The following is a 26,522-nucleotide window of genomic DNA, read 5'->3' as shown; positions in this document are numbered from 1 at the left end:
CTTAAAAAAGAAAGCCCCCAAGGCAAACGCCAAGGGGGCTTTTCATTTTTCCGTTTTCATTGACGCCAAGCGTTAATGGTTTGCATCCGATGATGCAGACCCAATCTGTTGCAAGCTGTAAGCCGTGAGAGGATCGATTTCTTTCACAATCTCTTCGACCTGTTTAATTGCTTCTACAGACGTGCTGGCTTTGCGATAGCTTAAGTAGATAGGTCGGTACCAATCTTCCACTCCAGATACCTTGTAGAGCTGCCCATTCGCAATAAACGGCTCTACGAGAGACACCGGCAGATACGCCGCGCCGCCTTTCTCTAAAATGAAGTCCAAAGCAATACGCGCAGTCGATGTGCGCAGGTACGGAGCCGGAATTTTAGGGTGACGCTCAGAGTGCTCAGAAGCGAAGCGTGTTCCCCAATCCACATACACATATTTGTGCTCAAACACCGTATCTAATGAATCTTGCTCGGTAGAAACCAGCACAAGGACAACATCCGCGACTTTTTTACAATTAAGCTCATCAGCTTTGATTTGGTCAAACGCAAATGCCATATCTAACGTGCGCTCTAATAAGCTACGGCTTAGCATTTCACGGCCCATCACCTCGGCCATAAAGCCGTAACCGCCGAAAGAATCCGTCACAATACTCAAACAGTTTTGCAAATACGCATCCCAAATGTTCGGCGTACCGCCCATGGTGAGCTGTAATGCTTTTCCATCTTCAAGTGATAATTCCAGTTTTGCTTGCTGCAATGTGGTGACCATAACTTCGGCATAACTGATTAAGCGTTCCCCTGCAGAGGTCAGCTTTATGTTATTTCGATCACGAATAAACAATTGCGTATCGAAGTAACTTTCCAATTGTTTGATGCGGGCACTGACCGCTGCTTGCGTAATATACAGGTTCTCAGCTGCGCGTCCGAAGTGACGAACCTTTGCCAGCTCTAAAAATGTTCTAAAGACCTTAACATCCATAAACCAACTCCTGGTTAATATCAAACCAGATTAACAATTAATTAAAATCTTGACGACAAAAAAGTTTTGTTTTTCTTTTGTTAGCTTTGCGCCTAATTTTCGCCGTAGTTCACTACATTCATCAATAACGGTTACAGAGGCTGTTGACATGTCTGACACTGAATTCCGTCATGGCAAAAAACGTTTTTACGACAACGTAAAATTCCCACGCGGCTTTGCAAAGTCTGGCGATTTTACTCTTTCGGAAGAGGAAATCCTAACAATTTATGGGGATACTATGCTTGGCTTAGAGTCAGGCGAGTTAACACCTGAGAATAGCGAAGAGAAACACTTCGTCAAGGTGCTAGAAAACCCAGGCAAAGCGAAAACTAAAATCGAGCGCACTTGGTTAAAATACACCCAGCTGGCTCGTGGTCGTAAGCGCTTCCATACGCTAAACGGTCGCAACAAACCAGATGCGGCTGACGACTATGCAGAAGAGAGTTTGGCTGAAGACGATTAATAAGAAATAACCAAACGTCAGATGTTCAACAAACGTTCATCATTCGGTGTGAGTGAACGCTTCTGACCCATTTCTTCTCCTAAAGCCCAAGGGCGCGTTCTCCCGAGGGCTTTTTTAATATCTGCGATTTTGGTGCATGGGAAATGTCGACCTATTTCGCCAGCATCGCAATCTTTTTCAAAAACGTTTCTTTTAAGTGCTCCTGCTCGTACTCTAGGTGATACGTGTTGTGGAAACCCACTTTCAGCTCCACGCCGTTGCCTCTTAAAAAGACGTTGTAACCATCGTAATCCGAGAACGCCTCCACACCTTCATAGATCTTACCGAACTCCGTTGGCGAACCGTTGTTCATGACGTTTTCGTACGCTTGTAGCACTTTGCTTGGATCCAATTCGTTTTTCATCGTGATATCCCTACCTGTTCACACGCTGTAATTATGGTTAAGGAATGATTTACCTGCCATGTACGAGGTTGAGTGAGATCAAAATATTTGAATTTTTTCCGCTACTTACCACCCAATAAATCCAGAACATCGACGCTTGATGTTTACTTTATAACTTAATTCAAGCCATAAATTTTACGCATCTATCAATGAACTCAAGTGACCAAAAAACACTCACAAGTTAACGATTTAGCGTAACGCAAACGTAAAACTGGTTGCAAAAGGCAACATTGGTTAAAGAAAAAGCAAATTTTTGACCTAAAACAATAGCAGTTCGTCATTACTTATTTTATAATGCGAATTAATGTTTCAGAACATCTTAAATTCCAATAACTAGGGGCACAAAATGAGACTTATCCCGTTAACTCGAGCAGCACAAGTAGGTAAGTGGGCAGCTGCGCACATCGCTAAGCGTATCAACGATTTCAAACCTACTGCTGAGCGTCCATTCGTTCTGGGTCTACCAACTGGTGGCACTCCTCTAGCAACTTACAAAGCACTGATCGAGCTTTACCAAGCTGGTGAAGTAAGTTTCAAACACGTTGTCACTTTCAACATGGATGAATACATCGGTATCCCTGCGGATCACCCAGAGTCATACCGTTCATTCATGTACAACAACTTCTTCAACCACATTGATATTCAAGAAGAAAATATCAACCTGTTGAACGGCAACACTGACAACCACGAAGCAGAATGCAAACGCTACGAAGACAAAATCAAGTCTTACGGCAAAATCAACCTATTCATGGGTGGTGTAGGTAACGACGGTCACATCGCATTCAACGAGCCAGCGTCTTCTCTGTCTTCTCGCACTCGCATCAAGACACTAACTGAAGATACTCGTATCGCGAACTCTCGCTTCTTTGATGGCGACATCAACCAAGTTCCTAAATACGCACTGACTATCGGTGTAGGCACACTACTAGACGCAGAAGAAGTGATGATCCTAGTGACTGGTCACAACAAAGCACTTGCACTAGAAGCGGCTGTTGAAGGTTGTGTAAACCACCTATGGACAGTTTCTGCTCTTCAGCTGCACCCTAAAGCAGTGATCGTATGTGACGAGCCTTCACAACAAGAGCTTAAAGTGAAGACAGTTAAGTACTTCTCTGAGCTAGAAGCGGAAAACATCAAAGGCTTCTAATCCTTCGGGCAATGAGCCAAGATAACCGCTAAAAACACAAAACCCGTGAATCATCACGGGTTTTTTCGTTTCTGGGCATGACAAATACCATCACATCGCAAGCATCTTCGTTCATTTGAGAAGAACCTCAGTACGCTTGGATGCCAAATTGGCGCAGACGTTTTGGCAATACTTCATCCAGCTTGTCTAATTCACTTGGCTCTACTTCGATCAAATTGAAGTTGTGTTGCTGATACACCGTGCGAATGGCTTCTCGCTCTTTTTCTGGCGTCTCTCCGCTATCACTTCCCCAAAACTGAAGGTACAGCTTGCCAGCAGGAAGATAAAAATCGCTCATCACTTCTTGTTCTATCGGGAGTTGTCGCTCGTAAGCATGGACAATGCCAGCCAAATACAACCAGTTATCAATTAATAACTCCCCTTTTGAACGAACATAGTGCCCATCCAAAGTCCGGTGTTTGGCTTCGAATTTTTGACGAAAACTGGAGTAGGATTTGTCGGTGGAGTGCGACTCCGCATCTTGCCCCAAAAACTCCACTACAGATTGCTTCAAACGCTTGTTGCGCAAAACGACATCGTGCCAAACCACAAAGGTGTTTTGTGATTCTTTGTCTGCACGCTGTTGACCACCTGCTCGAATGCCCGCTTCGGTGACTTGCCATCCGTCTTCCGATTTACTTATCCAGCCTAGCTCACTCAACAATTGGTTGATTCGCTTGGCATTAAGGCGAAGTTTATCGCCAAGTTGTGTGGCACTCAGAGTTTTCCCAGAGGTAGGATTCAGCTCAATATGCAAGTTCGTAGGCCAGACAATAAACTGCCCAAACTTGGGGTGGTCAACATATTCACCGCCGAACTTAGCGCCCTCTTCCGTCAGGATCCATTTGTCTTCTTGGCGAGTGATGTAACCGGCGCGTTTGAGATCTGAAAACAGCAGCTTGGCGTCAATATTGCGCATTTTCGCTAATGCTGATGTCGATATTTTTTCTGACATGTGTGGAGCCTCCTGCTGCTGGGAAAATAACATCTTGTGAATGATATTAACGCATTGATTTCATTGCTTGAAGCAAGAATGAGAAAGATTCATACCAAGAAACAAAAAAGCCAGTCTTTTCCGACTGGCTTTGCCTTTAAATGATTTTAAAATTGGCGTGCTTACGCCTTTCGCCGATTATTTGATAAAGGCGATGCAGCCTTGCAAAATCACTAAGTTAACGATGTCGATGAAAAATGCACCGACAATCGGCACTACCATAAACGCCTGTGGTGACGGGCCGAAACGGTTCACGATAGACCCCATGTTCATCACGGCTGTTGGGGTCGCCCCCAAACCAAAACCACAGTGTCCACTAGAAATTACCGCCGCGTCGTAGTTGCTGCCCATGACGCGGAATGTCACGTAGTAAGCGAACACCGCAAGAATTACCGACTGCACGGCAAGGATGATCAAGAACGGAATGGCTAGGTCAAAAATGTTCCACAGTTTTAGGCTCATTAGCGCCATTGCTAGGAACAGCGACAATGAAACCGTACCGAGAATATCCACGGTTTCTAAGTCGACTTTGCGAACTTTCGTCACTTCCATGATGTTGGTGATCACCACACCAATAAACAACGCGTAGACAAAGTCTGGAATCATCAACCATTTGATGCCAAAGCTGCTCACCCAGTTTTCTAGATAACCCGCCCCTGTCACACACAACAAAATAATCGACAAGCTTTCGACCACTTTCTTTGCAGTAACTCGGTCTTCTTCGTGCTCGTTATAAGTCACGAGTTCAGGAAAACGTTGGTGACTTTGATTTGTACGGCCGTATTCCGATTCTAGGTTGTTTTTGTCTATCAAACGCTGTGCCACTGGACTGCCGATGATGCCGCCAATCACCAAACCAAATGTCGCAGATGCCATCGCAACCTCAAGTACGTTATGTAGCCCGTACATATCTTGGAAAGTCTGCGACCAAGCAGCGCCTGTTCCATGACCACCAGAAAGCGTAATGGAACCCGCAATTAAGCCCATTAACGGATCTAAGCCCAATGCGGTCGCCAAAGACACACCAACGGCGTTTTGAATAAGAATGTACGCTGATGCCACCGCGAGAAAGATAAACACCTTCGCACCACCTTTGATCAGCTGGGTGTAGTTTGCCGCTAATCCAACGGTGGCAAAAAACATCAACATAAAGGTGTTTTGCAGTGGTAAATCGAAGGATAAATCAACGCCATTAAAGTGCATTGCGGTAATCACACAGGCGATGACTAACCCACCAACAATCGGTTCTGGGATATTAAATTTTTTTAAAATTGGAAGTTTGGTGTTGATAAATTGCCCTAGGAACAACACACAAATAGCGACGAGAAACGACTCCTGTGGGCCGATTGAAATAACATGATTCATAAAACCTCTTTTTTCCTTTTTCTCATCCGCTGAGTAATGCTTCAACGAGAGATAGGTAACGAATCCAATCAGATTGCCTATTGAGTCCTTATTTTTCTAGGGTGAATTCCACTCTAGTTCTCACTAAATAAGAATTTTTTGATTTTAATATTCAATAAATTCTCACTCAGTGATAAACGTGAGTTTTGTCGTAAGTTTCTCACGCTCTGAAGTACCTCTAATTGCGGATTCTCAGCTTATGAGAAGCGGTTGTTTTTATATCAATTTGAAATAGAAAAACGCATCCGATTGCGTGCAAATATTCGGTGCAACGTGTTGAAAACGGACTCCATAAACACGCTGTTGTGTGATGGCAAAAAGATTAATTCTTTCTATTTCTCAAACCCAGTGTTATACATATATATAACACCAATTCAGCCATAGGATGTTTATCATGACGCATTGGCATGATCGCCAACCGATTTTTCGCCAGTTGGCTGATCAAATCACCCAACAAATATTGCAGGGCGTCTGGAAAGAAGGCGAGGCTTTACCCTCCGTCCGCAGCATCTCTGCCGATATGAAAATTAACCACCTTACCGTCATGAAAGGCTATCAGTTACTTGTTGATGAAGGGCTGGTGGAGAAAAAACGTGGCCAAGGCATGTTTGTCGCACAAGGGGCAATTCAACAATTGCGCTCTGCGGAAAAGGCTCGCTTTCTTGAACAGCAAATTCCTCAAATAGCCGATACATTACAACGTCTGGACATGTCAGTTGATGAACTTGTCCAGCAACTCAACCCCCATATGAAAGGTGACCAATGAGCGCATTAGTCAGTGTAAAAAACGTCTCCAAGCAGTACCGTCAACAAGGAGAGGCGCTTCATGATGTGAGTTTTGACTTACATGCTGGTCAAGTGCTTGGTTTGCTCGGCCACAATGGCGCGGGTAAATCGACGCTTATTAACGCCCTACTCGGCGCCCACGACTACGAAGGGACTATTCGCATCAATGGCTTCGAGCCCATGATGCAGCGTGACAAGATCATGCAGAATTTGTCGTACATCTCAGATGTGAATGTTTTGCCAGATTGGATGACGGTCTCTCAGCTTCTGAGTTATACCGAAGGGGTTCATCCGGGTTTCAATCGCAGCAAAGCGGATGCGCTGCTTCGTCAAACCGACATCAAACCACGTGCGAAAATCAGAGCCCTTTCGAAAGGGATGAAAGTGCAATTGCACCTTGCCATTGTTATCGCAACCAATACACAAATCCTGATTTTGGATGAACCAACTCTTGGTTTGGATTTGGTTTACCGCGACACCTTCTACCGTCATTTACTGGAATGGTTTCACGATGGTGAACGCGTTCTGATCATCACCAGCCATGAAGTTTCCGAGATCGAGCATCTGTTAACCGATGTGTTGATTCTTAAACACGGTCGCCCGGTGCTGCAAACCTCAATGGACAGTATCAGTGAAAACTACTTTATTCTCGATGCCAATGACGAACACCGTGCGCAAATTGAAGCGATGCACCCACTCTCTTCTCAAAAAGGATTGGGTACAACGAAATGGCTATTGTCTTCACAATACGCTGATCGAGCGGCAGGGCTTGGCGATGTTCACGGTGTAAAACTGGCGGATCTGTTTTTAGCGTTACAAAAGGAGGCAGCATGATGCGCTCTGTCGTCGCAATGTTGCGTAAAGAGTGGTTAGAAAACCCACTAGTATTGCGCTTACCTTTGTTTATGTTGGCGTGTGGAGCGTTGCTTTTTATTAGTTTGATGAGTAACACCACGTTGCAACACAATATGTTTTTCGAAATGAGCCTCAGTGGCGATGTGAGTGATATTCACAAAGAACTTGGGGATGACGTCAACATGCTGATCACTGGTGGCGCTGGTTTGCTGTCTATGTTGCTTGCCATTCAGTACTTCCCTAGAACGCTGCGTAAAGAGCGTGCCGAAGGCAGCATTATGTTTTGGCGCAGTATGCCAGTTAGCGATCTAAAAACGCACCTCGTGAAGCTGACGTTTGGTTTGTTGGTGATCCCGCTGGTGTGTTCTGGCCTCGTTTTGGCGGCTGATTTTATGCTGTGGTTACTTAATATTTCGACCGACCAACAACTGGCTTTGCTCTATCGTCAAACTTCGCTTGGCTACGTGCTGCTGCACTGGGTGGAGTTCTTAGCAAGAATGGCGCTCGCAGGCGTGTTGATGCTGCCACTAGCACTTTGCGCGATGGCAATTTCGCAGAAGGTAAACTCGCCGTTGGTGATTCTGTTCATCGCGATTTATGCGCTACGTTGGATGCCAATTGCGATGTTTGGTTACTACGGGGTGGATCAGTTCTTCTCAGCTGTGCTCTATTTGCCTCTGCATGCGATCATCGCCTCTAACCCATTCAGTGCGATTCCTGAAGCGGGTTGGGCCAACGTCGGCATCTACGCCTTTATTGGGATACTGGCGTGGACGGCAAGTTTGAAGTTCAGCCGTACCATTCAATAAACAACGGCTCGAACAAAAATCGAGACATAAAAAAACGGTCACAACCTGCGTTGTGACCGTTTTTATTTTTACCCTTAGGGGCTCATCTATCCAATCGTCTAGCCAAGGAAAGAAATGTAACCTTGCAAGATGATTAAGTTGACGATGTCGATAAAGAACGCGCCAACAATTGGTACCACCATAAATGCCTGAGGCGAAGGACCAAAACGGTTAACAATAGAACCCATGTTCATCACCGCTGTTGGCGTCGCACCCAAACCAAAACCACAGTGACCACCCGAGATAACCGCCGCATCGTAGTTGCTGCCCATTACCTTAAAGGTCACGTAATAGGTGAAGATGGCCAAAATCACCGACTGAATCGCCAGAATCACTAAGAATGGGATCGCCAAATCAAAGATGTTCCATAGCTTCAAGCTCATGAGAGCCATCGCCAAGAACAGAGACAGCGACACCGTACCGAGCATATCGACGGTTTCAGCGTCCAGCTTACGAATCTTAGTCACCTCTAAGAAGTTCGTAATAATCACACCAATGAACAGCGCGTAAACGAAATCAGGAATCATCAACCAAGAAATTTCGTAGGTACTCACCCACTGTTCAACGTACTTCGCACCCGTCACACAAATCAGTAAGAAGAAGAGTTTTTCCACGACCTTTTTCGCCGTTACTTTGTCTTCTTCGTACTCGTTGTACGTCACCAGCTCTGGGAACTTCTCGTGGGTTTTGGCATCTCTACCACCACGACCGTACTCAGATTCGATACCATGTTTTTCCACTAGGCGTTGAGCCACTGGGCTACCAATGATACCGCCGATGATCAAACCAAAAGTGGCCGATGCCATCGCGATTTCCAGAACGTTATTTAATCCGTACACGTCTTGGAAAGTTTGTGACCACGCCGCCCCCGTGCCGTGACCACCAGACAGAGTAATCGAACCCGCGATTAACCCCATTAATGGGTCTAAACCCAATGCCGCCGCAAGTGACACGCCGACACCGTTTTGAATGATGATATAGAAAGACGCGACCGCTAAGAAGATAAAAACCTTCGCGCCTCCTTTCATCAACTGAGTGTAGTTTGCCGCTAAACCAACCGTGGCAAAGAACATCAGCATAAAGGTGTTTTGTAACGGTAGATCAAACTCCAAGTCGACACCGTTAAAATGAAGAGCAGTAATGATGCAGGCTACGATAAGGCCACCTACAATCGGCTCAGGTATATTGAACTTCTTTAAAATCGGTAACTTAGCATTAATAAAATGCCCCAAGAAAAGCACACTGATCGCAACCAAGAAGGATTCCAGTGCACCTACAGATATTAAATGATTCATATCGCCTCTTATTATTGTTCTCTTCATCCTCCGTAATGATTGAGTGTTAGTTTAACCTTCATTCAATAGCAAATTTTCTCGCTTTATTTCCGAAAATACTCATTAGATGGTGTCATGCGCCTTAGGCTAGTTTAAGGGCGCTTGTTAAGCATTGTGCCAATGGTTTGCTGTTTGCCGCCCTTAAATGTGAAAGGAGCCTTTACAGCTCCTTCAAATGCCCTTTGCCTCAACCAAAAACGCGTGGTCAATGCGCCGGGTATAATGTTGTGAGTAAGTTCTAGTGACACTTTCTGAACCGCGCAATGGGCTCCCTTACTTAAACAGAATGCGTCGATTACTATCGAACAAAGTTCCTTCCCGCTGTAACCGTCAAAACGCCGAGATCGCGTTCAAACAATTGAGTTTGCTTGTTCCTATCGTAGTTTTTCAACTCTGACTCATGGTGATTTAAACGAATCGATGCCAAGGAAACGCACAAGCTGCAACAATAGTTTTCGTCACAACGGAGCGAGATTATAACATATCGCTGATAATTTTCCTCATTTCAGTGACATTCGCCATCTTTATAGTTGCTTTCCGCAATGATTAACTGCTCAATATCATTTCCACAGATAAAAGAGCGAAGCGCGTTAAACTTAGCCTCATCCCAAGAATACATCTTAAGAGCCAATAACTTATCAATCGTCTCTGAGTCAAAACGAGTTTTGATCGGCTTAGCAGGAGCGCCCGCTACCACGGTGTACGGCGGCACGTTTTTCGTTACGACACTGTTTGCGGCAATCACCGCGCCCTCGCCAATCGTAACGCCTGGCATGATCATCGCGCGCATTCCAATCCAAACAGCATCTCCGATAATCGTGTCGCCCCTGCTTTGATAGGAGCGTTCGACATCATCAAGAAACGGATACAAGCAGAACCAATCGGTTCGATGATTGTGGTTGCCACCCATTAAAATCACCGCTTCGGCGGCGATACAAACGTAGTCACCAATATAGAGTTGGTCGACTTCCCAACGGGGTTGCCACTGCTTGCTGATTTCATCCCCCAGCAGATAACGAACGACGGATTCCTCAAAACCATTATCCCAGCAATCGCTGTAATAACTGTGAGTACCTTTAATATGGATGTTGGCGTTTTGCACCACTTGGTGCAGATACTGAACTTTAGACCAATGTTTAGTCATGGCATTTGCCTCTTCAATAGAGAGTAAAATTTTGCCACGGAACGATTTCTCGTGGCGCTGTTGCTGCGTTCTCAGTCAACAACGCCTATTGGATTCGGGGTTGTAACAACAGTGGATTAGGCATAGTGATCTCCTTTAGGCGAACTATAAAACGAATTGTCGCAGAGTGACAGACGCCAATCCCGATTATTCATTCGCCAAAAACATGTATAATTTTTATGCAAGCCATTCAAATAACAAGAGCTCAACATGAAAATTCAATCGCATCTCCCTGCACTATTACTCTGCGCCGCTTCTGCCAACGCAGCGGACAATATTCGTATCGAGTACATGCCCGCAGAAACAACTCATGACAAACTTGCCGAGCAATCCATTCAAAGCAGCGATGTGAACCCGATTTTTGTTCGACTTTCTCAAGCCTACTTCCCTTTTCGTAAACCGCTCACTCTGATTTATGGCGGCGAAGATGGCCCTATGTACGATCCCGACACGCACACCATCCATATTCCGTATACGTTTTACTTGGAGTCACTCAATTACTTCTCCAACAACCAATATGAAGATCGCTACGGAAAATCGCCAAAGACTGGTGCATTAGATACCTTATTACACACTTTGCTGCATGAAGCAGGGCATGCGTACATCGAGGATCAAAGCATCCCTGTGTTGGGGAAAGAAGAAGATGCCGTTGACAATTTCGCCACTATTTTACTGATCGACTATTTAGACGATGGCGCCGATATGGCCATCAGTGCTGCCGACATGTTTGCGTTTGAGTCCGATGACAGACCCGACTATTACGATTTCGGCGAGTACATTGACGAACACAGTTTTGACCTGCAGCGTTACTTCTCCACTTTGTGCTTGGTGTATGGCAGCGATCCTGAACAGTACAAATCGTTACTCGACGAAGTTGAAAAAGACTACCTTCGAGATCGCAAAGACTTCTGCCAATACAATTACGAAAACATTCGCACTAACTGGCAGCACTACCTGTAGCACAATGAACCCAAAGAAGCATCGCCACGTAAAAGCAGCGAGAAACCATCAAGCAGCCCCAATGCAATGACGAATTGATATGACTAAACTGACTATTTTCTACGACGGCACTTGCCCACTGTGCGCCAAAGAGATGAAGGCATTACGCCAACACGATCATGAGCAAGAGATAAACACCGTTGATATTTACAGCGACGCTTTTTCGGCCTACCCGCAAATCGCCCCTGATCGTGCCAACACCATTCTGCATGCCTTGGACAACCACGGAAATTTACTCCTCGGGCTGGATGTGACCTACCGAGCTTGGCAGCTTGTTGGACGAGGTTGGTTGTATGCACCACTGCGCTGGCGACTCATCAGACCTGTTGCGGACTGGCTTTATCTGCGCTTCGCCCAAAATAGGTATCGCATCTCATATTGGTTAACGGGCACTTCTCGTTGTAATTCTAGCCGCTGCTCTCGGTAATTGTGATCACGCTTGAAAATGTTAATACGCTCGCGATAAATCGTGCATTTCCAGTACTTCTCTCCTACTAAGTCGGTTAATCTGCAATCACTACAAAAATAAATAGCTATATATTTATCCGGCAAATCGATTGAATTTTGCCTTTTCGTAACGCTGCGCCGAGAAGTAAGGAAGTCTCTATGAATCTAACCATAAGAAAGCGACTGTATATTCTTTCCATCATTCCAGTGCTCACCATTGCACTAGGTATGATGTGGTTCACCTACCTGCAAACTAACGCTTATAACCAACAGCAAATTGATCAGACCCACACCACCATGATGGCGATGAAAAAAGCCGAGCTGAAAAACTATGTTCAGATGGCTCGCTCGGCGATTGAACCGCTACTCAAGAAAAATGCGACATTAGAAGAAGCTCTTCCCGTTTTACGAGAGCTGGAATTTGGTGAGACGGGCTACATCTTCGGTTACAACTCCAAAGGCGTCCGTGTTGTGGTCGGCAAGAACGACAAAGGCATCGGTGAAAACTTCTATAACCTGCAAGACAAGAAAGGTAATTACCTGATTCAAGATTTGCTGAAAAACGCCAAAACGGGTGAATTCACTACCTATTACTTCGCGAAACTAGGACAAACAGAGGCGCTACCGAAATTGAGCTACTCAATGTTCATTCCTGAGTGGGATTTAATGATCGGTACCGGCTTTTACACCGATGACATTGATGCCGTCATTGCAGAAATGGAAGCTTCAGCCCATGACGCGCTCAACACGACTCTAGTGGCCATCGCGCTGTTCTGTGTTTCTATCGCTGCCGTGGTTGCTATCTTCGCCGTGTTTGTGAATCGTAGCATCATGCGACCAATCGAACAGTTTGATACCTCGATCCAATCCTTCGCGCAAGGCGATGCCGACCTTACAGCACGCATGCACGAATCCAACGTACCTGAGTTCAAACAGTTAGCACACAACTTCAATATCTTTGTTGAAAGCCTGCAGGGCATCATCAAGAGCGTGACTCAAGTCGGTGAAGAAGTCGTCGCAGAAACCAACAACATGTCACAACGCGCCTCTCAAGTCGACGAACTCGCTGGCGGTCAACGTGAAGAAACCGAGCAAGTTGCCGCAGCGATGACGGAAATGACAGCCACCGCGCATGAGATTTCGAACAACGCTAACCAAGCAGCAGAATCAGCCCGACACGCCGATGAAAACGCTCAACAAGCGAAACACATCGTCGATTCCGCTGCAAATTCTGTCGAAGAGCTGGCAAGCGAAGTTTCAGAGGCGAGCACTGTGATTGCCCGTTTAGAGAGCGACGTTCAAAACATCTCATCATCTTTAGAAGTGATTCAAGATATTGCCGAGCAAACTAATTTGCTTGCGCTAAACGCCGCGATTGAAGCTGCGCGAGCTGGCGATCAAGGACGTGGATTCGCGGTAGTAGCAGATGAAGTCCGCAAGCTGGCAAGCCGCACTCAAGACAGTACGGGCGATATCCATAAAATGATTGAGCAACTAAAATCTGGCTCAGATGCCGCTGTACGTGCGATGGAATCAAGCCAAGCGCGCGGTGAAGCAACGGTAGAAGAGGCGCGCGCCGCCTCGGTTGCGTTGCAAGACATTCAAGCAGCGATTGCCAACATTATGGACATGAACACGCTGATCGCCACTGCAACCGAAGAACAGAGCCAAGTGGGACAGGAAATCTCCCAACGTGTTGAGGTCATTTCGCAGCAAAGTAGTCAATCGGCAAGCCTTGCCAACCAAAACCGCTCGGGAAGCCAAAACCTCAATCACAAAGCCAACGAGCTCTACGACTTGGTTGGTCGTTTCACGGTTTAATCCAACAGGCTAACCGACAAACAAAAACAGCGACGCCATGACGTCGCTGTTTTTGTTACGGCCTAGAAACGACTTCGCTATAATGCCGCCAACTTAGCACCCACAAGGGCAAATCGACATGATTATTATGACCACCAATTTCGGTGACATCGAAATTGAACTGAACTTGGAACGAGCGCCAGTAAGCTCAAAAAACTTCAAAAAATACTGTGAAGAGGGCTTCTACAACGGCACGATTTTCCACCGCGTTATCGACGGTTTTATGATTCAAGGTGGCGGTCACACTGAGGACATGACAGAAAAACCAACCCGCGCACCAATCGCAAACGAAGCGAACCGTGGCCTAAAAAACACCGTCGGCACAATTGCGATGGCACGTACCGACGCGCCGCACTCAGCAACTGCACAGTTCTTCATTAACTTGGAAGACAATGATTTCTTAGATCACACCGCCACCACCAACTTGGGTTGGGGCTACGCGGTATTTGGAAAAGTGACAGCGGGCATGGATGTGGTCAATCGCATCGCGAAAGTAAAAACGACCTCTAAGTTTGGTCATGACGATGTGCCGTGTGAGCCAATCATTATTGAAAAAGTGACGATCAGCGAATAATCGCCTCAATCCGCTCCAAGATAAGAAAAAAGCGCCTAACCTCTTCTGAATTAGGCGCTTTTCTTGTTTGATGATTAGTTAGAATTATTGATAGAAAAGCTCGGCTTTGGCACCGACCAAATCGAGTTCAGAACCATGAAAATTAGCTAGGTATTCCGCGACTAGGTTATACCCCACCCAATACCCCATGTACTTCGGCCAGCGGCTTTCATCGCTTCCCAAAAAGTAAGCATCAAAGTTGTATTCCAAGCGCGTTAACTTATCTTTCATCTCTGTGTAAAACGGCCGCCAGTCGCGGTCTTTTATCGACTCAAACAAACTCGGAATGATGCCGCCGTTGACCTGACGTTCAAAATGGCAAGCCAAGCCTTCCATGATCAACACCTCTCCAAGAGTGAGCCCATTTTCTCCCGCTCGCATCCGAAACAGATGATGCAATTCATGCGCGAGCACTGCAGCCAGTTCGTTTTCAATGACGGTTTTAATATCCGTGCGCTGAGTGTCTAGCAAGACTTCGACTCGATAGGGACTTAAGCAGTAACCACCAATGCCACTTTGCGGCGCGTCACCGTGACCAAATGGACTGATGGTGACATCAATATTGGTCAGCTCAAAATGATCAGCGAGTTGCAGACTCAGGCTATTCAGCTGTTCATACAAATAATCAGCAACAGGAGACAACGCTCCCGTCGCATTCAATAAAGTCACACGATAACTCATTTATCTTCCTTGATAATTTAGATGATGTGGGGCGAGTTTACAGTGTAAAGAGTGAGCAGCAACGGATTAGGGAAAAGTTACATGCCTTTAAACAAACTTTGAGAAGCGCGGCTCACTGGCAGCTTATTTTCACCAACATAAACAAACATTCTTCCTGCAAAGTCTTTGTTTACTTTACTGATTTTAGACACTTGCACCACGCTTGAGCGATGCACTTGCCAAAACTGCTCTGGGTTTAGCTGCCCAATCAACTCTTTGAGCGATGTGCGGATCAAATATTCTTGCACTTCCCCCTGCCCTTGCTGCGCATACACCGAAACGTATTTTTCTTCCGCTTTGAAATACAGCACATCAGACGTCGCGATAAGATGAATATCGTCACCTTGCGTGGCTTTAATCCACTGTAAGTATTGCGGTGTTTGAGGCGCAGACAACTGTTGCAGTTGTTCCAACAAACTATTCATCTGAACATGGCTGTTGTCGCTTCCTCGTTGGCTGAGTCGAGCTTTGACTCGTTCACAGGTCGTCTGCAAACGAGCGTCGGAAATGGGTTTGAGCAGGTAATCTGCCGCGTTTTGCTCAAACGCTTTAATGGCATAGTCATCATAAGCAGTAACAAACACGATCAAAGGCGGGTTGGCCAAACGATTGAGTTTTTGCGCCAAATTCATGCCATCTAACACGGGCATACGAATATCGAGAAAGGCAATATCAGGTTGGCTTTGCTCAATGGCGAGCAAGGCTTGTTCGCCATCAGCTACCTTGGCAACGATGCCCAACTCCGGCCACACTTCCGCGAGGCTTTTGTCGAGATGATGCCGCAATAACGGCTCATCATCGGCGATAATGGCAGTAACCCCTGTATTCATTTCACTGTTCCTTACTTGTCATTGGCCAACTCAAACGCACACTCACACCACCTTCGGAAGATTCACTGATCGACACCTGACCTTTGCCTGCAAATAAGGCATCCATGCGCTGTTTAAGGTTACTCAGCCCAATCCCCGAACCAGAGTGATTGCTGACGTGACTCAACCCCACGCCAGTGTCTTTCACTTCAATTTGCAACAGCTGTTTCTCTTGCTTTATCAGCAATTGGACTTCACCACCTTCACGTTTTGGCTCGATGCCGTGAATAATGGCGTTCTCTACCAAAGGTTGCAGCATCATCGGAGGCAACTCTGTATTTCCTAACCCTTCTTGCACCTCGATTGTGTAACTTAAGCGCTCGCCTAAACGAATTTTTTGAATACCCAGATAAGCGTCAATCAAGGCAATTTCATTCTCAACCGTGGTGTGCTCTTCACGCGAGCTTTTTAGCGTTGCACGCAATAACGCCGTGAGTTGATCCAACATTTGTTTGGCTTTATCGACGTCTTGCGACATCAGTGCGCTGATATTGGCAAGCGTATTAAACAGAAAATGCGGCTCAATTTGGCTTTGCATCTGCTTGAGCTGGCTGAGTAAAAGGGCTCGTTCTTGTTCGGCGTTTTCACGTTTGATGCTCTCTAGCTCACGCTGTGCAATGGCTTCTTTTTCGCGTGAATGAAAATAAAAATAACACATACCGCTAAACAGCAGGCCCATCAGTAAAACTGGCAACATGCCCGAAATACCGAAGTATTCACCGAGCCAAAACTGCGCATTAATTACACCAAACAACAAACACGCAGTCAGTGATAGCGCAATTTCTAGCATGCGTGGGATGGTCGGAAACAACTTGTCGATCAACCACGAGAAGAACAGCGCAGAGTAGCCAAAACCAAAGCTCACCAGCACATGCACGTAGTACGGACCGCCCCAAACTGAGAGCGTCATTCCCGAGATAAACAAACAAAACAACGTGGTGACAACCACACTGCGCTGCCATCCACTTGCTACCATTGACTTAGCTGAACACATTTAAAATTTCCCTTTGATGTTAAATACAATCATATGCTTATCGTTGATTTGTGCGTAAGCAGAATGGTCCTCTCCGGTTAAAAAGCGTGCGGCAACTTCCACTTCTACACTTTGATCGCCAGTGTCAATCCATTGGTAATTCAGCCATTGCGTCACAATCACACCGCCATCTTGCGGCGAGTACATGACGTCCAACGTTGGAGTGACATCGCTAAGCCACTCCAAATCCGCTCTTCCGCGCCACGCTATCCACGCTTCGAGATCCCAGCGCCAATGCAACATGAGATTGTGCTGAACAATATTGGCGTGTTGAAACCCTTGGGCGTAGCTAGTAGCAAGTAGAGTCGTATCCGACGATTGGGAGAGCCATTCTCCACGTGCGATTGCTTGCTCCCATTGGCTTTTCGACCATGCTCGGCTGTCATACCAATATTCGGCGATCACATTGTGTCCGGCTTGGTTCGCCCAATTTAATCCCACCAACGCTTGGAAAGCGCTGCCTTGTTCTTCCACCGTCACGGGTTGATAACGATCGCTCGTCTGCCCTTCATTTTTAAACTGATAGCCAACCCTTTGCTTTTGCCACAACAACGAGCTGTGCATGGCTATAGATTCATCCAACACGGCAATGGCACTCGCACCCAACAAACCCCGACGCACATCATCGTAATAGCCTATGAGTTGGTACTCCGTATCGCCCACCAACGCATAACGGCGAATCCCAAACCCACGCTGCTCCGCGGCTTGATCAAGCGCGCTTTGCTCCTGTTGCCCCCAACTCGAGTCCGTTGCAATCGCCGTCCATACACCTGACATGTCGTAATACGAAAGTGAAAATACACCCGCTCCCTCCTCTGCCACCAAGCCGACCGGATTTTGTCGATATGGTTTGAACAAATCTAAAGGTCGATAGCCATAACCTACGCCCCAATCAACGCGCAACTTGCCCGCGCTAACATCCAAAGTGGTATCACCAACTTGCCATTCGCCCTGCCACGCCAGTTCTCGGATAAGAAGTTGATTATCCGCCTCGCCCCACCATTCATGCTCACCTTGCTGATTGAGATACAAACCTTGGCTGTACAAGGTGAATAAGCCACTGATGTTTTGATAATTCACTTGCACATCAAGTAAAGCGTTGAGCGAGTCACGCGCGCTTCCTTGCGCCTCCATAAACGCGCTATCTCGCAGCTTGGCGGTTTCGTAACTTACCGCCCAATCCCATTCAAAACTCCACTCATCATTGGCCGCAACAGGTGCAACCATCCATAATGAAGCGGCAATGAAGCTAATCGCAACGCTGTTTACATTGATGATGGCGTTAAAGAATCGCACTTTCATAAAACATCCTTGATGGCGTTAATAACCTTAAATTACAGCTCCGATGTATTGGCTTTCGGCAAATAACTCGGGTTGTAGAATTTGTTATCCAGCTGCCACGGTACGATTTCTTGATACTCAATCACCGTCTTTTTGCTCGGTTGAATGCTGTCGAGCAGGGTCATCTCACTGACGTAATCTTCGCCGCGGTTGGTCGCTCGTCCGTATTGCGCTTGCTTGGCAAGCTTGCCTGAACGCAAATAAAGATCCGCTTTGATCGGGAACGCATCTTGCTCAGACAACCACAAATCGATCTTCTGATAACTCGCCCCCTTGGTTTTGGCCGTTAGGGCAAGGCGATAAGCCGCGATGCTCTGTCCATTTATCGTGAGGGTTTCCGTCGCTTTCCACTCGCCTTGGTAATCCTGGCTCCACGTCAACGTTGAAATATCACCAATTGAGGCTTCACCAAGCAGCTTTTGCATTGGCGTAATACGAATCGGACGGCGGCTCTTTGGCATTTGCAGCCAGTAGTTATCGCCCATCATCAGTATCTTCTGCCCCGCTTCGACCGCCGATTTGAACACCACCAGAGATTCACGGTTTGGCCGCGTGTACACATGGTAGAGACGCGTTTTGTCCAACTCTTGGTCTTGATACAAACGCACCAGCGACACCACTTTAGAAGAATCATCTTGCAAGCGGTAGCTGTCGGCTTTCTCAATCAATTGCGCGACTTGTTGTGCATCCAGTACTTGTTCACTAGCACTCGCAACGCTGCTGACAGCCAATAGTGTGATGGTTAGTAATGGTTTGAAATTAAACATAGATCAGTGCCTCCGTAATTGGCTTATTCACGCCTTTACGCGCCGAGAAAAACGCCGCGACCAAACAAATCAGCAATACTGACAACCCCGCAGCAGCCACCAGCTCCCAAGAAAAGTAAATCGTCAATGGATAGCCTTCTGTGCGTCCTGGCGGTGGCGGCATTTGTACGTCCACCACCATCAAAAAAATGGTCACCAGCGCGGTAAACAAGGCGCCGATACAACTGCCAATCACCGCGAGTAAACCCGCTTCGCGTAAAAATCCGGCGATGATTTCTCGGGGATAGCTGCCCAATGCGGACAAGGTGCCGATTTCACGAGTACGCTCGGTCACAGACATAGTCATGGTGTTGAACAACGCGACAAACACGACCAGAGCCATCACAGCGCCCATAATGCCGAAAATACGGTCATACAAATCTTTCACTTTGAGATAGAAAAACGCACGCTCTTGCCAAGGCGTAATTTCAACCTCTTGATCGCCAAAGCTCGGTTTTTGTTTGTTTAGAATCGTCGCGACTTGCTGTTCAACCTTGTTGGTTAAGCTGGTGTCGAACAGAAATACTGACAGCGCACTGACTTTGTCCGACCCCAGCAGAGACTGAGCACTGTTGATGTGTACGTAAAGTTGGCGTTTATCCAGCTCAGGAACGCCAGTTGAGTAGATACCGCGAACTTTAAAGTCGTAAGCGTTCAAAGCACCATCTGTCGTAGTAGCAAGTAAGGTAATCCAATCACCCACGTTGACGCTCAGATTATTGGTGAGATCCACCCCAAGCATCACTTCTGGCTCAGAAGTGTCGTAACGAGAGGCATGAATGTTGGAAAGCGTCTGCCCATCACGCACGTCCAAAAACGGCCCTTTCATATCGAACTCGCGTTCGTTAACGCCGATGCCAATAAAAATCGAGGACTTGCTGCCGTTAGAGATCAAACCGCTGAATTCCACTCGTGGCTGTACGCCTCGCACCTCACTCAAACCAATCAACTGTTTGGTGATCTCATCGGCATGGCTCAAACCATTGCTCAATGGCATCTCTTCTTCTTTAGCGAAATAACCCGGCGTGGTTAATGTCAGATGCCCCGTGTCACGCGCTGTGGATTCTTTCAAGCTGTCGTAGGTATAAAGGCCAAAACCACCTGCGCTGGTCAGCGCAAAAACGGCAATGGCGATGATCAGCATCGACAACAAACTACGTCGGCGATTACGTTGTAGGTTCAGCCAAGCAAGGCGAACCGAAACGGGGATTAGCTTGCCCATGAGACCTCCTCCACACTGGCGTGCGTTTGGATGATTTTGCCGTCCACCAGCTCGATGGTGCGATCGCAGCGTGATGCCATGCGAGGGTCGTGAGTAGCGACAATGAAGGTGGTACCAAACTCGCGCCCGAGCCCTTTCATGATATCGATGACTTTGTTTGCGGTTTGGCTATCGAGGCTTGCTGTTGGCTCGTCGGCAATCACTAATGCAGGTTTGTGAACCAAAGCGCGAGCAATCGCTACCCGTTGCTGCTGACCACCAGACAAGTTATCGGGCATGTGATGGATAAATTCGCCCAGCCCCACATGTTCCAGCATTTGTGAGGCAAGTTCGGTTTGTTCAGTTTTTGAAAAACCGTTGAGATGCAACGGATAAGCGACGTTCTCCAAAGCCGTCATCACTGGCACCAAGTTGAATTTTTGAAATACAAAACCGAGCTTTTCTCGGCGCATTTTCGAAGCCTGCATTTGTCCACTCGGGTAAGGTTGACCAGCAAACGTTACCTGACCTTGATATTGAGAATCCAACATGCCAAGCACATTGAGTAAGGTACTTTTTCCTGAGCCGGAAGGCCCACACAGCGCCACCATTTCACCGGCAAACACCTCACCAGAGACATCTTGCAACGCGCGTACGGTTTGGCTGCCGAGGGTGTAATCGCGACTAAGTTGACTGAAAACGATCATGACGCCTCCTTAATGTTTAGCCAGTAACGCTTTGGCAGTTTGCGTTTCTAAGTGAGTACTATCGAAACTTTCCATTTTCGCCAACCATTTCTGCGCTTGCTCCATGTCCTCAGCACGCAGCGCTGCTTCAATGGCGTAAAGGTAAACCCAAGCCGTTGCCGCGAACGGTTGTTGATTGAAGCTCGGTTCATCAAGCAGAGTCAGGTACAGCTCGTACCCACGCTCAAAGTGATTAAACATATCCGGAAGCGAAGTGTAAGTGGTGGCCGCCATCGCAGTAGCCAATTGATATTCTGGTAGCCCTTGTAAACGCTGCTGCTCTTGAATCGGCATAGGTTGATTCGCCATTAAATCCAAACCTTTCTGAATGGTGGCAAGCCCGCGCTCAGTGAACTTCATCTTGTTCCATGGCATAAACGCATCGCGCCCTTGCAAGGTTTCACTGCTGCCAAGGTAAACCAATGTCACAGGCGTAGCGCCTTGCTTTTGAACTAATTGTGAAAGCTCGTTATGTACAGTATCCACCAAACCCGTGTCGCCCTGTGCGGCTTGGTTAAAACGGGTTAGTAACTGCTCAGTAGGGTTTGCCAACGCCAAGCTGCTACTCAAGGTAAACGCTGCCAATGCCGCGCCGAGCAAGGTTGTGGCTCTGGATAAATGAAGATTGAAAACCATCATGGTGACTGTCCTTAGTTGAACGTGATTTGATGGTTTCAGATTACGCCATCGCTTCATAGTCAGCTGTAGGATGCGACCAATGGTATTTTTAGGGAGTAAATGGGCGTGAGCGGCGATAAATGGTTTTGAGTGAAAACACAATAACATCCAAGCGATTTATCAATTATTGCTGGATTCAACACTAAGTACGATAAAAAGAGTGGCGAAAATATCAAGGCTGGTGTATTTATCCTCTTCACAACATTCCCAGTCGACGTACCACAATAGATGATGCTGCACCTCCTTTCTCGCACTCCTTTGCGCCGCATCTGTGAACAGGCCTGTTGCGCTTTCACTTTCAACAAATCTAAGAAAGCCAACATACCCGACCTATTGGATTCTTAGCATCGGAATAGTTTGAACTCTCTTGAGTTCTGGTTGTTTTCGCTCTTTTGAGAGCGTTTTTAGGTTGTAGTAAATGAACAAGCGTTTCTTTCCAAGAATCGATTTGCCACTTTTGATGGCGATAATTCCGATCATGTTATTGAGCTCGCTGACGCTATGGAGCGCCAGTGGCTTCGATGAATCCATGCTCTTTAAACACTTAGCCCGCTGCGCACTGACACTGGTGTGTATTCTGGTGATGTCATCCATTCCAGCAGCCAGTTATCAACGCTCGGCACCGTACTTGTATTTTGTCGCAGTGTCGTTACTGCTGGCCGTCGCGCTGTTTGGTGACAGCACTAACGGTTCACAACGATGGCTAGATATCGGCTTTTTTCGTTTTCAACCTTCGGAATTAATTAAGCTGTCGATTCCGATCATGATCGCTTGGATGCTGCATCTGGAAGGCGGCAGACCTGACTTTCGTAAAATCGCGCTTTGTTTGATGATTACCTTGGTTCCCGCCGGGTTGATCGCTCTGCAACCCGATCTGGATGGTGCGATCTTTACCGTGATCTACGCGCTGTTCGTGTTATTTTTTGCGGGTATGAGCTGGAAAATCATTGGCGGATTTGTGGTGAGCGTTCTAACGCTCGCGCCGATTCTGTGGTTTTTCGTGATGGAAGCCTACCAAAAAAGCCGTGTGACTCAGTTCTTACACCCAGAATCTGACCCACTTGGCTCTGGTTACCAAATCATTCAGTCGCTGATTGCGATCGGTTCGGGCGGTATGAAAGGCAAAGGTTGGATGAATGCCACACAAGGAACACTGGGCTTTATTCCAGAAAGTCATACCGACTTTATCTTTTCAACCTATGCGGAGGAATGGGGGTTCATTGGCTGTGTGGTATTGCTGACGCTATACCTATTTATTACAGCACGGGTGATGTTGCTAGCATGCCAATCTGAGCACTTTTTTAGTCGCTTAGTCAGTGGCACCTTGGCGATGAGCTTCTTCCTCTACGCCTTTATTAATACTGGAATGGTGAGTGGATTGTTGCCAGTAATGGGAAGCCCGCTTCCATTCTTTAGTTACGGCGGAACTGCCATGCTGACACAGGGCATCTGCTTTGGCGTAATCATGTCTCTGTGTTACTCCAAATACCGTAATACTTAGCGCTACTCGCAACATTCAGCACGATCAAAAAAGGCTTCCCTCGGGAAGCCTTTTTTACAACAACGAAAGCTAAAAATTATAGCTCAGCGTTGTGGTATACCTGCTGAACGTCGTCACAGTCATCTAGAAGGTCTAGGAACTTCTGGAATTTCTCTGCGTCTTCACCCGCTACTGGCGTTTGAGTTTGAGGAACGAAAGTGATTTCTTCCACATCAATTGTCAGATCAGGGAATGCTGCGTTTAGCGCTGTTTTCGTTTTGAAGAACTCAGTGTGAGGAGCAAATACTGTGATCACACCATCTTCTAGTTCAACGTCAGTTACGTCTACGTCTTCCATCATTAGCGTTTCAAGAATCACTTCATCGTCTTCGCCTTTGAATTGGAATACCGCTTGGTGATCGAACATGTGAGACACAGAACCTTCCACACCAATTTTCGCGCCAACTTTTACAAAGCATTGGCGAACATCTTGGAAAGTACGGTTGCCGTTGTCTGTTAGACAGTCGACTATCACGCTTGTGCCACCAGGACCAAAGCCTTCGTAACGTGCAGGTACGTAGTCTTCACCACCGCCGCCGTTTGCTTTGTCTAGTGCTTTTTCAATAACGTGCGCAGGAACCTGGTCTTTTTTCGCTTTTGCGATTAGGTGTTTCAGAGACAAGTTCATGTCTGGGTCACTACCACCGTTTTTCGCACACATGTAAATTTCTTTACCGTATTTGGAATAAACTTTAATTTTTGCGCCTGCAGTTTTCGCCATAGAGGCTTTGCGCACTTCAAAACTTCTTCCCATCGGGATGTCTCTCTAAGTTCAAATTTAATGCGAAGGATTTTAGCAAAGAGTGAAACATTGTCCATTTCACTCTGCAAAGGAATGGGGAGGAAACCTCATTCGCCGCTACGGTTTACACCGAGCCACGGTTCGCATCATGCGACACCCATTACTCGTTTGTACTTTTCGACTGCCTGTTGAAAAAAGACTTTTTCATCAGCATCGTTAATCTTAGACAGCTGTTCTTCTATTGCTTCAGGGCCAGATTTGGCCTCTCTGAGTTTCCAAACCAAAAACGACGCTTGTTTATCCAGTTCGATCTTGTTTTTTTCATCAGGCGGCAACAGGGATAGATTAAACGACATTCACAGCCTCAAGGTACTTTAAATACTAGCCGCGCACTATAGCATACAGAGTTACAATTGCAGAATAGAAACGCACTTAACTTGATCAATTTCAAGTTACTCACTTGGGTGTGGCGATATTTTTGAGGGCTTTTGGCAAATATTGTTCAAAGATTTGCTGTAATCGCGCCTTCGTCACAGGCTTAGCAACAAACTCGTTCATGCCCGCTTCAAAGCAACGCTGCTGATCTTCTTTCACTACATTGGCAGTTAATGCGATGATCGGCACGTGAGCGCCCCACTCATTCATGTCACGGATCTGCTCTGTCGCAATAAACCCATCCATCACTGGCATTTGGCAATCCATAAAGATGAGATCAAAGGCGTGCTCGCGGCATAACTGCAACGCTTCTTCACCATGGCTCGCGACACTGACTTTAAGCCCTAGCAGCTCCAGCATAATGCGAACAACCCTCTGATTCACTTCCGTATCTTCGACAATCAAAACCCACGGCTTATCTGGATTTTTGTTCGTTGCCTCATTCGCCTCTGTTCGAGGAAAATCGAGCACATTGAGCGGATCGGTATATGTTGGAAGACCGCTCACCACCGTTAAAGGAATGGTGAAATCGAAACAGCTTCCCAAGCCAAGTTCACTGGTTAGCTTGATGTCTCCACCCATGATGTGGACGAGTTGGGCACAAATCGCCAAACCTAACCCTGTACCACCATATTTGCGAGTTGTACTGCCATCGGCTTGTTGAAAGCGTTCAAACACCGCTTGCTGGTGCTCTTTGGCAATACCTATCCCCGAATCCACCACGCGAAAGCGAACTTGGGCGATATCGTTGTTTTGCTCGTGCAATGAGACTAGTAATTTGACATGACCACGCTCGGTGAATTTGACCGCGTTGCTAAGTAAGTTATTGAGCACCTGCTTCAGACGTCCTTCATCTCCTTGTACTTCAGCGGGCAACTTAGGGTCGATATCGCTGAGTAATTGCAAATTCTTTTGCTGTGCTTTTACGGTGTGTAAGCTGATCACATCATCCAATAACTGGCGAAAATGATACGTCTCGCTGGCGAGTTCCACCTTCCCCGCTTCGACTTTGGAGAAATCGAGGATGTCATCAATAATGGTCATGAGCGATTGCGATGAGTTATCGATGATCTCCACAAATTCTTTTTGCTGCGTATCGAGCTTAGTATCACTAAGCAGCGACGCCACACCAATAATGCCATTCATAGGGGTGCGGATCTCGTGGCTCATGGTCGCGAGAAACTCACTTTTCTTGCGATTGGCGACTTCCGCCTTATCTCGCTCTGCTTCTAACTCGGCTTGATGCTCCCGCACTTTTTGCACGCTTCGATTGTATTTTTGCGCCAACAAGCTGACTTCATCAAAACACCAACGTTTGGGCAGCGTGACCGTACTCGGCGCATTACCGCCGCTAAAATCACTCACCGCACCGGAAAGCAACTGCAAAGGATTCACCAATAAACGGAAGGCAACCCACAACACCCCAACCATCAACAGCAAAATTTTTATCGCTTCTGTCGTGAGTAGAAAAAAGAACTGTTGCCATAAATCTTGATAGACGGCGCTAAGGTCAGACTGCACACTCAGCTCTGCGAGCTCAAACGTTTTTTCCCCCACACTAAACTGCATCGGCCAACGCCTCTCAACCACATCCTGCGTGATTTCTGTTCCGAGCTCGATGATAACTTCGTCTTTGGTAGCAATGCGTAGGTAATCCACCGATGGCAAACGCATCGCCCCCAGCGCTTGGGTGAGTAACAGCTCACGGTCTTCAACCCACAAACTGGCTGAAAAGCTGGAGAGGTAGCTCGACTCCACTTGTTTTAAGTCGGTGTCGAGATGGGACAACTCTTCTTGAAAATCACGATATAAACTGATGGCAGAAATGACTAACGTAAAGATCAAACTCAACGTTAAAACCGCCAGCATAAGCTGGTTACCGATACTAAACCGGCGTTGAGTTCGCTCTTTTACATCCATATGAAATCACTCCGATAATCTTGCACTACTCTAAATATAGTCATGAGCAAATAATAATCGAGGATA

At 46.7% G+C, this 26,522-nt stretch carries 26 protein-coding genes and 1 pseudogene; 10 read left to right on the top strand and 17 right to left on the bottom strand.

Features of this window, described 5'->3' with window-relative positions; all coding sequences use genetic code 11:
• Positions 1–72 precede the first annotated feature (72 nt).
• Positions 73–972: a LysR family transcriptional regulator gene (locus UF05_RS12690; protein ID WP_005464903.1), complete on the bottom strand. Its 900-nt coding sequence runs from the start codon at positions 970–972 to the stop codon at positions 73–75.
• Between the two features lie 148 nt (positions 973–1,120).
• Here UF05_RS12690 and UF05_RS12685 point away from each other — a divergent pair, with 148 nt between their 5' ends.
• Complete coding sequence (locus UF05_RS12685; protein WP_005464927.1) at positions 1,121–1,474, top strand: DUF413 domain-containing protein; 354 nt, start codon at positions 1,121–1,123, stop codon at positions 1,472–1,474.
• A gap of 151 nt (positions 1,475–1,625) precedes the next feature.
• Here UF05_RS12685 and UF05_RS12680 read toward each other — a convergent pair whose 3' ends face one another.
• Positions 1,626–1,877 (bottom strand): DUF3081 domain-containing protein, encoded by a 252-nt coding sequence (locus UF05_RS12680; protein WP_005464900.1) that lies wholly within the window; start codon positions 1,875–1,877, stop codon positions 1,626–1,628.
• A 385-nt stretch (positions 1,878–2,262) separates the two neighbouring features.
• Here UF05_RS12680 and nagB point away from each other — a divergent pair, with 385 nt between their 5' ends.
• A complete protein-coding gene (gene nagB, locus UF05_RS12675; RefSeq protein ID WP_005464933.1) occupies positions 2,263–3,063 on the top strand; it encodes a glucosamine-6-phosphate deaminase in 801 nt (266 codons plus the stop codon).
• Positions 3,064–3,190: 127 nt separating this feature from the next.
• On the opposite strand, the gene UF05_RS12670 is transcribed toward nagB, so the two are convergent.
• Together UF05_RS12670 and gltS (UF05_RS12665) are read right to left on the bottom strand one after the other, a co-directional pair.
• Positions 3,191–4,057, bottom strand: a complete 867-nt coding sequence (locus UF05_RS12670; protein ID WP_045545627.1) for a hypothetical protein — start codon at positions 4,055–4,057, stop codon at positions 3,191–3,193.
• Positions 4,058–4,234: 177 nt separating this feature from the next.
• On the bottom strand, positions 4,235–5,461 hold the full coding sequence (gltS, locus tag UF05_RS12665) for a sodium/glutamate symporter (protein WP_005464942.1): 1,227 nt from the start codon (positions 5,459–5,461) through the stop codon (positions 4,235–4,237).
• A 433-nt stretch (positions 5,462–5,894) separates the two neighbouring features.
• Between gltS (UF05_RS12665) and UF05_RS12660 the strand changes: the two genes are divergently transcribed.
• From UF05_RS12660 to UF05_RS12650, 3 genes are read left to right on the top strand one after another with little or no spacing between them, the layout of a single operon-like run.
• Entirely contained in the window at positions 5,895–6,266 is a 372-nt protein-coding gene (locus UF05_RS12660) for a GntR family transcriptional regulator (protein WP_005464887.1), read from the top strand.
• Complete coding sequence (locus UF05_RS12655; protein ID WP_045545626.1) at positions 6,263–7,120, top strand: ABC transporter ATP-binding protein; 858 nt, start codon at positions 6,263–6,265, stop codon at positions 7,118–7,120. Before UF05_RS12660 ends, UF05_RS12655 begins: the two co-directional genes overlap by 4 nt.
• Entirely contained in the window at positions 7,120–7,950 is an 831-nt protein-coding gene (locus UF05_RS12650; RefSeq protein WP_045545664.1) for a hypothetical protein, read from the top strand. Before UF05_RS12655 ends, UF05_RS12650 begins: the two co-directional genes overlap by 1 nt.
• A 98-nt stretch (positions 7,951–8,048) precedes the next feature.
• Here UF05_RS12650 and gltS (UF05_RS12645) read toward each other — a convergent pair whose 3' ends face one another.
• Together gltS (UF05_RS12645) and UF05_RS12640 are read right to left on the bottom strand one after the other, a co-directional pair.
• Positions 8,049–9,284, bottom strand: a complete 1,236-nt coding sequence (gene gltS, locus UF05_RS12645; protein WP_005464899.1) for a sodium/glutamate symporter — start codon at positions 9,282–9,284, stop codon at positions 8,049–8,051.
• Between the two features lie 544 nt (positions 9,285–9,828).
• Positions 9,829–10,467 carry a CatB-related O-acetyltransferase gene (locus tag UF05_RS12640; RefSeq protein WP_025516515.1) on the bottom strand — a complete coding sequence of 213 codons (639 nt, stop codon included), beginning with the start codon at positions 10,465–10,467 and terminating at the stop codon, positions 9,829–9,831.
• 249 nt (positions 10,468–10,716) lie between these two features.
• Between UF05_RS12640 and UF05_RS12635 the strand changes: the two are divergent.
• From UF05_RS12635 to UF05_RS12625, 4 genes and pseudogenes are all read left to right on the top strand, one after another.
• A pseudogene (locus UF05_RS12635) lies at positions 10,717–11,463 on the top strand (DUF4344 domain-containing metallopeptidase); the annotation flags it as partial.
• 82 nt (positions 11,464–11,545) lie between these two features.
• On the top strand, positions 11,546–11,932 hold the full coding sequence (locus UF05_RS24650; RefSeq protein WP_020838350.1) for a thiol-disulfide oxidoreductase DCC family protein: 387 nt from the start codon (positions 11,546–11,548) through the stop codon (positions 11,930–11,932).
• A gap of 179 nt (positions 11,933–12,111) precedes the next feature.
• Entirely contained in the window at positions 12,112–13,773 is a 1,662-nt protein-coding gene (locus UF05_RS12630; RefSeq protein WP_045545624.1) for a methyl-accepting chemotaxis protein, read from the top strand.
• Between the two features lie 118 nt (positions 13,774–13,891).
• Positions 13,892–14,386, top strand: coding sequence for a peptidylprolyl isomerase (locus UF05_RS12625; RefSeq protein ID WP_045545623.1), 495 nt, complete (start codon positions 13,892–13,894; stop codon positions 14,384–14,386).
• An 84-nt stretch (positions 14,387–14,470) separates the two neighbouring features.
• Here the strand turns inward: UF05_RS12625 and UF05_RS12620 are convergent, their stop codons facing one another.
• The 8 genes from UF05_RS12620 to UF05_RS12585 form a co-directional block, all read right to left on the bottom strand.
• Positions 14,471–15,106: a DUF2268 domain-containing protein gene (locus tag UF05_RS12620; RefSeq protein ID WP_045545622.1), complete on the bottom strand. Its 636-nt coding sequence runs from the start codon at positions 15,104–15,106 to the stop codon at positions 14,471–14,473.
• A 77-nt stretch (positions 15,107–15,183) separates the two neighbouring features.
• Positions 15,184–15,975, bottom strand: coding sequence for a LytR/AlgR family response regulator transcription factor (locus tag UF05_RS12615; RefSeq protein WP_045545621.1), 792 nt, complete (start codon positions 15,973–15,975; stop codon positions 15,184–15,186).
• A gap of 1 nt (position 15,976) precedes the next feature.
• Positions 15,977–17,008, bottom strand: coding sequence for a sensor histidine kinase (locus UF05_RS12610; protein WP_029835978.1), 1,032 nt, complete (start codon positions 17,006–17,008; stop codon positions 15,977–15,979).
• A complete protein-coding gene (locus UF05_RS12605; protein ID WP_045545620.1) occupies positions 17,009–18,349 on the bottom strand; it encodes a hypothetical protein in 1,341 nt (446 codons plus the stop codon).
• Positions 18,350–18,381: 32 nt separating this feature from the next.
• The gene (locus tag UF05_RS12600; RefSeq protein ID WP_045545619.1) at positions 18,382–19,155 is read right to left on the bottom strand and encodes an outer membrane lipoprotein-sorting protein; all 774 of its coding nucleotides are present in this window, start codon (positions 19,153–19,155) and stop codon (positions 18,382–18,384) included.
• On the bottom strand, positions 19,148–20,416 hold the full coding sequence (locus tag UF05_RS12595) for an ABC transporter permease (protein ID WP_045545618.1): 1,269 nt from the start codon (positions 20,414–20,416) through the stop codon (positions 19,148–19,150). The genes UF05_RS12600 and UF05_RS12595 overlap by 8 nt, the downstream gene beginning before the upstream one ends.
• Positions 20,404–21,102: an ABC transporter ATP-binding protein gene (locus UF05_RS12590; protein WP_045545617.1), complete on the bottom strand. Its 699-nt coding sequence runs from the start codon at positions 21,100–21,102 to the stop codon at positions 20,404–20,406. The genes UF05_RS12595 and UF05_RS12590 overlap by 13 nt, the downstream gene beginning before the upstream one ends.
• Positions 21,103–21,111: 9 nt before the next feature.
• Positions 21,112–21,780: a hypothetical protein gene (locus tag UF05_RS12585; RefSeq protein ID WP_005464932.1), complete on the bottom strand. Its 669-nt coding sequence runs from the start codon at positions 21,778–21,780 to the stop codon at positions 21,112–21,114.
• A gap of 457 nt (positions 21,781–22,237) precedes the next feature.
• On the opposite strand from UF05_RS12585, the gene rodA reads away from it, so the two are divergent.
• Positions 22,238–23,320 (top strand): rod shape-determining protein RodA, encoded by a 1,083-nt coding sequence (rodA, locus tag UF05_RS12580; RefSeq protein WP_005464909.1) that lies wholly within the window; start codon positions 22,238–22,240, stop codon positions 23,318–23,320.
• Positions 23,321–23,396: 76 nt separating this feature from the next.
• On the opposite strand, the gene UF05_RS12575 is transcribed toward rodA, so the two are convergent.
• The 3 genes from UF05_RS12575 to UF05_RS12565 all read right to left on the bottom strand — a co-directional run bounded on the left by UF05_RS12575 (position 23,397) and on the right by UF05_RS12565 (position 26,456).
• Entirely contained in the window at positions 23,397–24,113 is a 717-nt protein-coding gene (locus UF05_RS12575) for a YebC/PmpR family DNA-binding transcriptional regulator (protein WP_005464874.1), read from the bottom strand.
• Between the two features lie 134 nt (positions 24,114–24,247).
• A complete protein-coding gene (locus tag UF05_RS12570; RefSeq protein ID WP_005464888.1) occupies positions 24,248–24,457 on the bottom strand; it encodes a DUF3283 family protein in 210 nt (69 codons plus the stop codon).
• Between the two features lie 100 nt (positions 24,458–24,557).
• Positions 24,558–26,456, bottom strand: coding sequence for an ATP-binding protein (locus UF05_RS12565; RefSeq protein WP_045545616.1), 1,899 nt, complete (start codon positions 26,454–26,456; stop codon positions 24,558–24,560).
• Positions 26,457–26,522 lie beyond the last annotated feature (66 nt).

Source organism: Vibrio sp. S457-15 (genome assembly GCF_000960545.1).
Taxonomy (GTDB): domain Bacteria; phylum Pseudomonadota; class Gammaproteobacteria; order Enterobacterales; family Vibrionaceae; genus Vibrio; species Vibrio parahaemolyticus.
The sequence above is the reverse complement of the archived record's forward strand: the minus strand, read 5'-3'. Positions and strand labels throughout refer to the sequence as shown.

Bases quoted from the DNA above. Each gene is read 5' to 3' on its own strand.
- UF05_RS12620 (WP_045545622.1), bottom strand. From the start codon at position 15,106: ATGAGTTATCGTGTGACTTTATTGAATGCGACGGGAGCGTTGTCTCCT.
- UF05_RS12565 (WP_045545616.1), bottom strand. From the start codon at position 26,456: ATGGATGTAAAAGAGCGAACTCAACGCCGGTTTAGTATCGGTAACCAG.
- UF05_RS12670 (WP_045545627.1), bottom strand. From the start codon at position 4,057: ATGTCAGAAAAAATATCGACATCAGCATTAGCGAAAATGCGCAATATT.
- UF05_RS12595 (WP_045545618.1), bottom strand. From the start codon at position 20,416: ATGGGCAAGCTAATCCCCGTTTCGGTTCGCCTTGCTTGGCTGAACCTA.
- UF05_RS24650 (WP_020838350.1), top strand. From the start codon at position 11,546: ATGACTAAACTGACTATTTTCTACGACGGCACTTGCCCACTGTGCGCC.
- rodA (WP_005464909.1), top strand. From the start codon at position 22,238: ATGAACAAGCGTTTCTTTCCAAGAATCGATTTGCCACTTTTGATGGCG.
- UF05_RS12690 (WP_005464903.1), bottom strand. From the start codon at position 972: ATGGATGTTAAGGTCTTTAGAACATTTTTAGAGCTGGCAAAGGTTCGT.
- UF05_RS12615 (WP_045545621.1), bottom strand. From the start codon at position 15,975: ATGAATACAGGGGTTACTGCCATTATCGCCGATGATGAGCCGTTATTG.
- gltS (WP_005464942.1), bottom strand. From the start codon at position 5,461: ATGAATCATGTTATTTCAATCGGCCCACAGGAGTCGTTTCTCGTCGCT.
- UF05_RS12610 (WP_029835978.1), bottom strand. From the start codon at position 17,008: ATGTGTTCAGCTAAGTCAATGGTAGCAAGTGGATGGCAGCGCAGTGTG.
- nagB (WP_005464933.1), top strand. From the start codon at position 2,263: ATGAGACTTATCCCGTTAACTCGAGCAGCACAAGTAGGTAAGTGGGCA.
- UF05_RS12630 (WP_045545624.1), top strand. From the start codon at position 12,112: ATGAATCTAACCATAAGAAAGCGACTGTATATTCTTTCCATCATTCCA.
- UF05_RS12575 (WP_005464874.1), bottom strand. From the start codon at position 24,113: ATGGGAAGAAGTTTTGAAGTGCGCAAAGCCTCTATGGCGAAAACTGCA.
- gltS (WP_005464899.1), bottom strand. From the start codon at position 9,284: ATGAATCATTTAATATCTGTAGGTGCACTGGAATCCTTCTTGGTTGCG.
- UF05_RS12685 (WP_005464927.1), top strand. From the start codon at position 1,121: ATGTCTGACACTGAATTCCGTCATGGCAAAAAACGTTTTTACGACAAC.
- UF05_RS12625 (WP_045545623.1), top strand. From the start codon at position 13,892: ATGATTATTATGACCACCAATTTCGGTGACATCGAAATTGAACTGAAC.
- UF05_RS12680 (WP_005464900.1), bottom strand. From the start codon at position 1,877: ATGAAAAACGAATTGGATCCAAGCAAAGTGCTACAAGCGTACGAAAAC.
- UF05_RS12600 (WP_045545619.1), bottom strand. From the start codon at position 19,155: ATGTTTAATTTCAAACCATTACTAACCATCACACTATTGGCTGTCAGC.
- UF05_RS12585 (WP_005464932.1), bottom strand. From the start codon at position 21,780: ATGATGGTTTTCAATCTTCATTTATCCAGAGCCACAACCTTGCTCGGC.
- UF05_RS12590 (WP_045545617.1), bottom strand. From the start codon at position 21,102: ATGATCGTTTTCAGTCAACTTAGTCGCGATTACACCCTCGGCAGCCAA.
- UF05_RS12605 (WP_045545620.1), bottom strand. From the start codon at position 18,349: ATGAAAGTGCGATTCTTTAACGCCATCATCAATGTAAACAGCGTTGCG.
- UF05_RS12660 (WP_005464887.1), top strand. From the start codon at position 5,895: ATGACGCATTGGCATGATCGCCAACCGATTTTTCGCCAGTTGGCTGAT.
- UF05_RS12655 (WP_045545626.1), top strand. From the start codon at position 6,263: ATGAGCGCATTAGTCAGTGTAAAAAACGTCTCCAAGCAGTACCGTCAA.
- UF05_RS12570 (WP_005464888.1), bottom strand. From the start codon at position 24,457: ATGTCGTTTAATCTATCCCTGTTGCCGCCTGATGAAAAAAACAAGATC.
- UF05_RS12640 (WP_025516515.1), bottom strand. From the start codon at position 10,467: ATGACTAAACATTGGTCTAAAGTTCAGTATCTGCACCAAGTGGTGCAA.
- UF05_RS12650 (WP_045545664.1), top strand. From the start codon at position 7,120: ATGCGCTCTGTCGTCGCAATGTTGCGTAAAGAGTGGTTAGAAAACCCA.